Annotated in this window: 3 protein-coding genes; 1 reads left to right on the top strand and 2 read right to left on the bottom strand. The window is 44.6% G+C overall.

Annotated elements, in window-relative coordinates; all coding sequences use genetic code 11:
- The coding region (locus tag EZV61_RS19535) for a hypothetical protein (RefSeq protein WP_205695360.1) at positions 1 to 194 on the bottom strand (194 nt) is incomplete at its 3' end.
- A 268-nt stretch (positions 195 to 462) separates the two neighbouring features.
- A complete protein-coding gene (locus EZV61_RS09595) occupies positions 463 to 5799 on the bottom strand; it encodes an ImpA family metalloprotease (RefSeq protein WP_131415266.1) in 5337 nt (1778 codons plus the stop codon).
- 247 nt (positions 5800 to 6046) lie between these two features.
- Between EZV61_RS09595 and EZV61_RS09600 the strand changes: the two genes are divergently transcribed.
- Entirely contained in the window at positions 6047 to 6412 is a 366-nt protein-coding gene (locus tag EZV61_RS09600) for a hypothetical protein (protein ID WP_131415268.1), read from the top strand.
- The last annotated feature ends 49 nt before the right edge of the window (positions 6413 to 6461 follow it).

Genomic DNA, 6461 nt, shown 5'->3' on the forward strand with positions numbered 1-6461 from the left:
GTATCACCACCGGTATCTCCACCGGTATCTCCACCGGTATCACCACCGGTATCACCACCGGTATCACCACCGGTATCACCACCGGTATCTCCACTGACCTCGGTACTGCCACCAGTATCCTCAGACTGACCACAGGCAGTCAGCCCTAATACAGCCGACAATATAGCCATCCCCATCCAAATAGATGCTTTCAATTTATTACTCCTCCCAGAGTACTGGCAAACTTTGCCATTTCCTATAATGCTGAAACCATCGTCAGCATCGTGCTTAAAACAATTAAATAATATTACTTCGAGTATCTATGCCAGTAACACTATTGATATAAATCGCTATCAACGTTGACACGTAATAATTCCTTATTCTGGGCATCTGTTGAACATTTCCCAGCATCATATTTCATACCGGGAAATTCTCGCAAAAACTTCGACTCAGGTAGCCATACCACCTAACTTTTTAGAGAAGTTAATCAATGACGACATCTTCAATATCAAGCATCACTGAGGCCATTTGTTCAGAGTACGCATTGAAGAATGAGATCTGCAGTGCCGCTGTAATATCACTGTTGAAAATCACATCCAAGGTGTTCTTATTACTCCAAGTAACCTCGCCTGATACAGAGTTTGCTGTAGACATTCTTAAGATCAAAGACGAATATTGCTCATCAATGCTATTAAAAGTAAAACGCAAATGCCCTGAACCGATGAGTTCTTGAGTAAAGGATAGGTTAGGTTGCTTCATTGCAGTGACACTCGTTTGCTCTTCAAAAGGTAAGGTCATGATATGGTCAGCGACGATGTCATTCACTCCGTACTGATGAAAGGAGTTAAGCCCAGAATGGAAACCAAGACCTAAATTAAAAGAGGACGCGGCGCTAATGCTTTGATAAGACCAATGCTCGAATGGCGCTGTCGCTAATATTTCCTGAGTAATTGAAAACCAATGTGTTATATCCCAAACCGCACTCCTGAGTAGAGATAGAGGACGATCCCCAGTTCCGATTGCTCCTTTACCATTAGCATAATCGGTAAAAACTCCCCGCTGATACTCCCATTGCACTTGTTTCATCATTAAAATGTACTGGGCATAACTCATCTCACCATCATAGTTAAGACACCCTGAGAAGTTTTCGCAGGAGTCGTTAAATAGCGATTGAATATTAGGGAAAAATGAGGGCATATTGGTCACATTTCGCTCATTGCTAAGCAATACTTCATAGACCCTCCTTTCAGCTGGTGTTGGATTGGCATAGCAGGAAACACCAATACTACAATCCTTATCACGACTACGACTATAAAAATCAAAGGGTGCTTTTCCTAAAGGGGTGAAGTTTACTATTTCTATTAACGCTAATTCAGTGTCGTAGTCTGCACGACTATAGGGTGGCAACTCAGGGTTCAATTGCAATAACAGAACTCCCTCGCCGGTACGGGCATAAATGGTGTTAACTGGAGTTGGAGTTTGATTAACAATATCGCCTTCTTCTACAAAGACATCGGTCAATGTGATGACGCTTAATAACTCAATAGGGGTGATATCACTAATGGTTATATCCAAAGGAGCCACAAACTTAGGGCTTAACTCTGCTAATTTCTGTTCGACCAAGGTGGTATTGCTAAACTCAGCACTAAACAGGTTCGGCACCACTACTGTTTTCCAACGCTGATTCGACTGCGCGTGATGAGAGTAGAGATGCACAGAGTCACTTGAATATTGATCCCATACACTGTTTTTACCATTTTTTGGTGTTATTAAGGCAATGGTTTTATCGTCTTCCAGTAGCCATTTCTGAGCATCACTCAAGCCACATAAACTAAAGAACAGTGAGCCACCTGAATCCATTTTCCCACCATCAATACAGTAGGCAAGATCCTTAACCGAACGAATATAACCTGCGTCATCCCATAACCACTCTTGATTGTCAGCATCGCTACACTCTGGAGCATAGAGACCTGAGTCCGCTACTGTATCTGAATTCAAGGCTAAGCATTTTTCACTTTCATCCAGAGAGATTTTTACTGTATCAACCGTGCCTACTGTCAATGAAAACGGCTCACTGCTGGTGCAGTAAGTTGCATTACATAAACTTAACTGGTAGGTAAAAATACCTTTTTGGTTTAATGGTAAAGATATATTCCCCGACTGTTCACTTGTATAAGCAATGACGCCACTTTGCACCTCAATACCATTTTCAAGTAGTTTCCATTCGGCGGCGGCAATTTCACCCGTGCGAGTCCATGGGATATTGGCATTTTCGCCAACGGCAAACTTTGTTTTTTCGCCTAGCTCTAGTGAAGCTTGTCCAGGCTCTTGCAAAAGCCAAGCAGTGATGCCATCTAAGGGTAATATATATTGAACCGGCTCCATATAGGACTGGTTTTCAGGCAGATAAAACAACATATCAGACTCAGCAAAACCATAGGCAGCCACTTGTGCACCCGCTTCAGGTGAGTATGAAATCCCCCAAACATCAAAGTAAGTTCTGTAATCTTTCTTTGTTATCCAAGAAAGAGAAAGCAGCATAAAATCATTGCCATCAATATTGCTTGGCTTCTCCGTGTAAGTAGAAAAACCAAGTTTGTCTTTATCTGTATCCCAGTCAGTACTGTGACCAAACAAACGATCATGAAGGTAAATTAAAGTAATTAATTGCCAGCCATCATCCAGATAATCCAGCTGGTCACCCATGTGCATAAGCTGAATATAAAAGGCAAGACGCTCGTGAAACAGGTTATTACCACTGAGCCATAATTGGTTAGTATCTCCGTTTTTAAGCGCGTCTTGGATCATATTAAAAGCGAGTTTATAACCTTGATCCCAGGTATGACCAGTGGCCGCTATACCGTAGGTTTGGCCATAACGCATCCGCGCCCGCAGTGGGAAGATATTATTAGAGACTTCACCGGATTTACCACCATGAATTCTTAAGCGTGCGGGTTGTAGGTTATGTCCTAGCTCGTGGTTTACTCCCCATTCTTGTGGCTCTAGGGCAAAGCCAATATCGATGGGGTTGCCTGAGCAAGCTGAGCCACAGGCGGTGTGGTTGTCCGAGTTAATGTGCTGAATTCGTGGGATACGGTGGATCGTTTCGTTACTGCAATCCCAATCATAACTCGCACAAAAGTCGCTTATTGCTTGATCTTGGTTTAAACCTTCACCAACAATGCCCGCGAACTCATAAGCGCCTTTTACAACATAGGTCCAAATATCTTCAACATAACGTGTCATGTCACCTTGATAGATTGCATTATTCGCTGACTGGCGCATGTAATCGGTGCGTGAATGGATCTCGACAAAGGGGGTTTTGATTTGGGTCCATGGTAAGTCTGTTGTTTCTAGCGCCTGTGCGTAGTCAGCCATTTTGTCCATATCATCAACAAAGGCATGTTCAGCGGCACCAGTAATAGCCAGATCAATTTGCTCGCTGCCTGATGGATCAAGCATGATGGTGCCACCATAAGGGCTGGTTAAGGTTATGCTTTGCCCTGCGTTTAATGCGACCTTGTGGCTGCGCATCCATTTGGGACGGCTATAGGCATTTCGGTCAATATTAAAGACCCGAGTTGAAGAGGCGCGCATGGTATTGAAATAAATTAGAGCGCCATTGCTGTTATTGTCTGTTCGGCTAATGGTCACGGCTCTGCCAGGCAGTGCATATAGCCCAACTGCAGTAAAGTCACCTGTCATATTTTTAGGGGTAATGCTGATATTACGATTCACGGTGGGATGGTCGGCCGCTATCGCCACGCTGAAGTCCCCGAGGTCGGTTTGTGCTGGGGTAAAGTGTCGGTTGTAATATACTGAATAATCAGCAAATTGTGCTTTGGCAAACAGCGTTCCATCCACTTCTAAACGATCGATAGGGTAAGCAATGTCGCGGCGGTAAAGATCCCCCAACAACACTAACAGCTTGTTGATACTGTTAACCTCGGTATTAAACATCGCTACCGCTTGGCCTTCCAAAGATGCAAACATGCCACGTACATTCTCAAGGCCTGACATCAACTCGCTTTGCAGTCCTTCAACCAAATCACAGTTATTCGAACCGCAAACACTCCAATCAAAGTAGAAATCTTCTTTATCAAGGTGGTTTAGCATGACCTCAAGCGGAGCCGAGAAACCGGAAGGCATATCGGAATATTTGCTCCACTGAGCGGCATCGTTTAGATTGTTATTTCCCTGACCGGGGGGCGTTGTAAAGCCAAAAAATGACAGTACTGGCGCAGTAAGTCCGGTTGCCCATTTACCTCCTTGGTGCAGATAGAGCAAGGGTGTGCCGCGTGTTTTTACTTGAGTCAGCGCAGTGACAATATCAGACTGACCGTACAGCTCTGAATTGACTTGACTGCCTAGCACGACTAGATCTGAATCGGTAAAACAAGCCTCAAGCCCGTCAGTCTCACTGGTGCAAAGGCTGACTTCCCAATCTGGGTAATGGCTATTAAACCAGCCACCAATGGCTCTAGATGTGCCGCCAGTGTGCAGCGCTATTGAGACTTTAAGTGCTTGACTCGATTCGTCCAACTCCTGTTCCAACAACCAGTTCAGCAGGCGCTTGAAATGCGGCTGATAGTCTTGTTCGCCACGATTAAAGGCATAGATAGGAATTGAGCCGAATGCCGCAACACGTTGTTCCTTATCAATGCTGGCGGCGGCTAGGGTCGCTCCTTTATTGCCTACCAGCAGGGGAATAAAAGTATCGACATTAGCAGGATGGACAAAGTGGGTATTATTACCAGGGGCATAGCTAATGGCTTCGTCACCATAAATGGCCTTGAGGTGAGGTTGGTATTCGGCTTTTCTCTCCTGCAACTGAGCGAGCAGCTGTTCGATGATCAGCTGGCTATCCAGACTTTCTAACCCAGCAGAATCACCCGATGCCAAGGCGGCTTGCAGTCTTAATTCATTTTCAGCTTGGGTCGTCGCTGCGGTGGTGCTTATTTTTTCTGAATATTCGCTCTCGTTACTTACGGTGCGAATGCTGTAGACATAGGTCGTATTGGGGGTTAATTCGGTATCTATGTAGCTTAGTACCTCAACAGCCAAGGTCTTGATTAAGACTTCGTCTCTAAACAGTTCATATGAGCTGAGTAAGTCACTGTTTTGAGTATCACTCCAACGTAGCGAAATTGTATTAGAGCTTGTTGCAATAATGGCTAGCTCAGTAGGTGCAGAGGGCTGGTAGGGCAGTGACAATGTGGATGCAGATAGGCTGATTTGGTTTGAATATTCGCCCTGACTACCAACGGCTCTAATGCTGTATTGATAGCTGGTATTGGGTTCTAATTCGGTATCGGTATAGGTAAATACATCAACAGCCAAAGTTTTGATTAACTCTCCATCTCTAAACAGTTCATAGACGCTGAGATATTCACTGTTTTGCTCATCAGTCCAGCTAAGTGAGATAGTATTGATGCTTGCTGCATTAATACTCAACTCACTCGGGGACATGGGCTCATAGGGTTGCTCTGGTGGTGTCTCAACATCAGGGTTGTCTTCTGGTGGTGTTTCAACATCAGGGTTGTCTTCTGGTGGTGTTTCAACATCTGGGTTGTCTTCTGGTGGCGTCTCAACATCAGGGTTGTCTTCTGGTGGTGTTTCAACATCAGGGTTGTCCTCTGGTGGTGTTTCAACATCAGGGTTGTCCTCTGGTGGTGTTTCAACATCAGGGTTGCCACTTGGCGGAATGACAACATCAGGGTTGTCTTCTGGTGAGGAATCATTGCCGTCAGATTGACCGCAGCCTATCAATCCTAATACCACGATTAAAACGAATGATCTAAATGTACAGGTGAGGAACATAAATTGGTTCTCTAAATATCGTTAAGCAGTTGATTTTGATGTATATTCTTATGCTAATGTACTTATATCTTTTTGTTATATTAACACATGTTATATTTTTGTAATCAAAAAGATACAACTTGTTATTGTTGTTTAACATTGTTTATTGTTGGGATTTGATTGCTAACGCTTCGTAGGTTTGTCTATTTTTACCTGCGATAAGCTGTTGTATTTCCGTGCATTTCGCAGGCTACTTTGAATTGGTGGAGTGGATGGACATAAGAGGTCAGCACACCCTGTTAGTGACGTCGGTGCGCTGAAAAAAGACAAGCTGAACAAAGGCTCGGGTGATGCTGCGAAAACCTCGCGCTCACTGTTGGCGGGTAAAGCCAAGTCTGGCAGTGGTGGTATCAGTACCAGTGGCCTCAGTAGCGATGCCGGTGGCGGTACATTGGCTGGACGCGACACCATGATAGTGGAGGCACCGCCGGAGCTGGAAGACGAGCAGAAGAAAAAGCGTAAACGCAAAGATGGCAAAGCCGGCCGCAGTGAAGAGCAGCTACGCATGGTGCTAGAACAGGCCAAAGGCAGCCTTTACACGCTTCTTAGTATCAAGTTTGAAGTGCAACAGTAGCGGTTAGTGTTCATTGAATACCTCTTCAGGTGTTTTGTAGCCTAATCGT

Origin of the sequence: Corallincola luteus, from assembly GCF_004336975.1 — a bacterium.
In the GTDB taxonomy this organism is placed as follows: Bacteria; Pseudomonadota; Gammaproteobacteria; order Enterobacterales; family Neiellaceae; genus Corallincola; species Corallincola holothuriorum.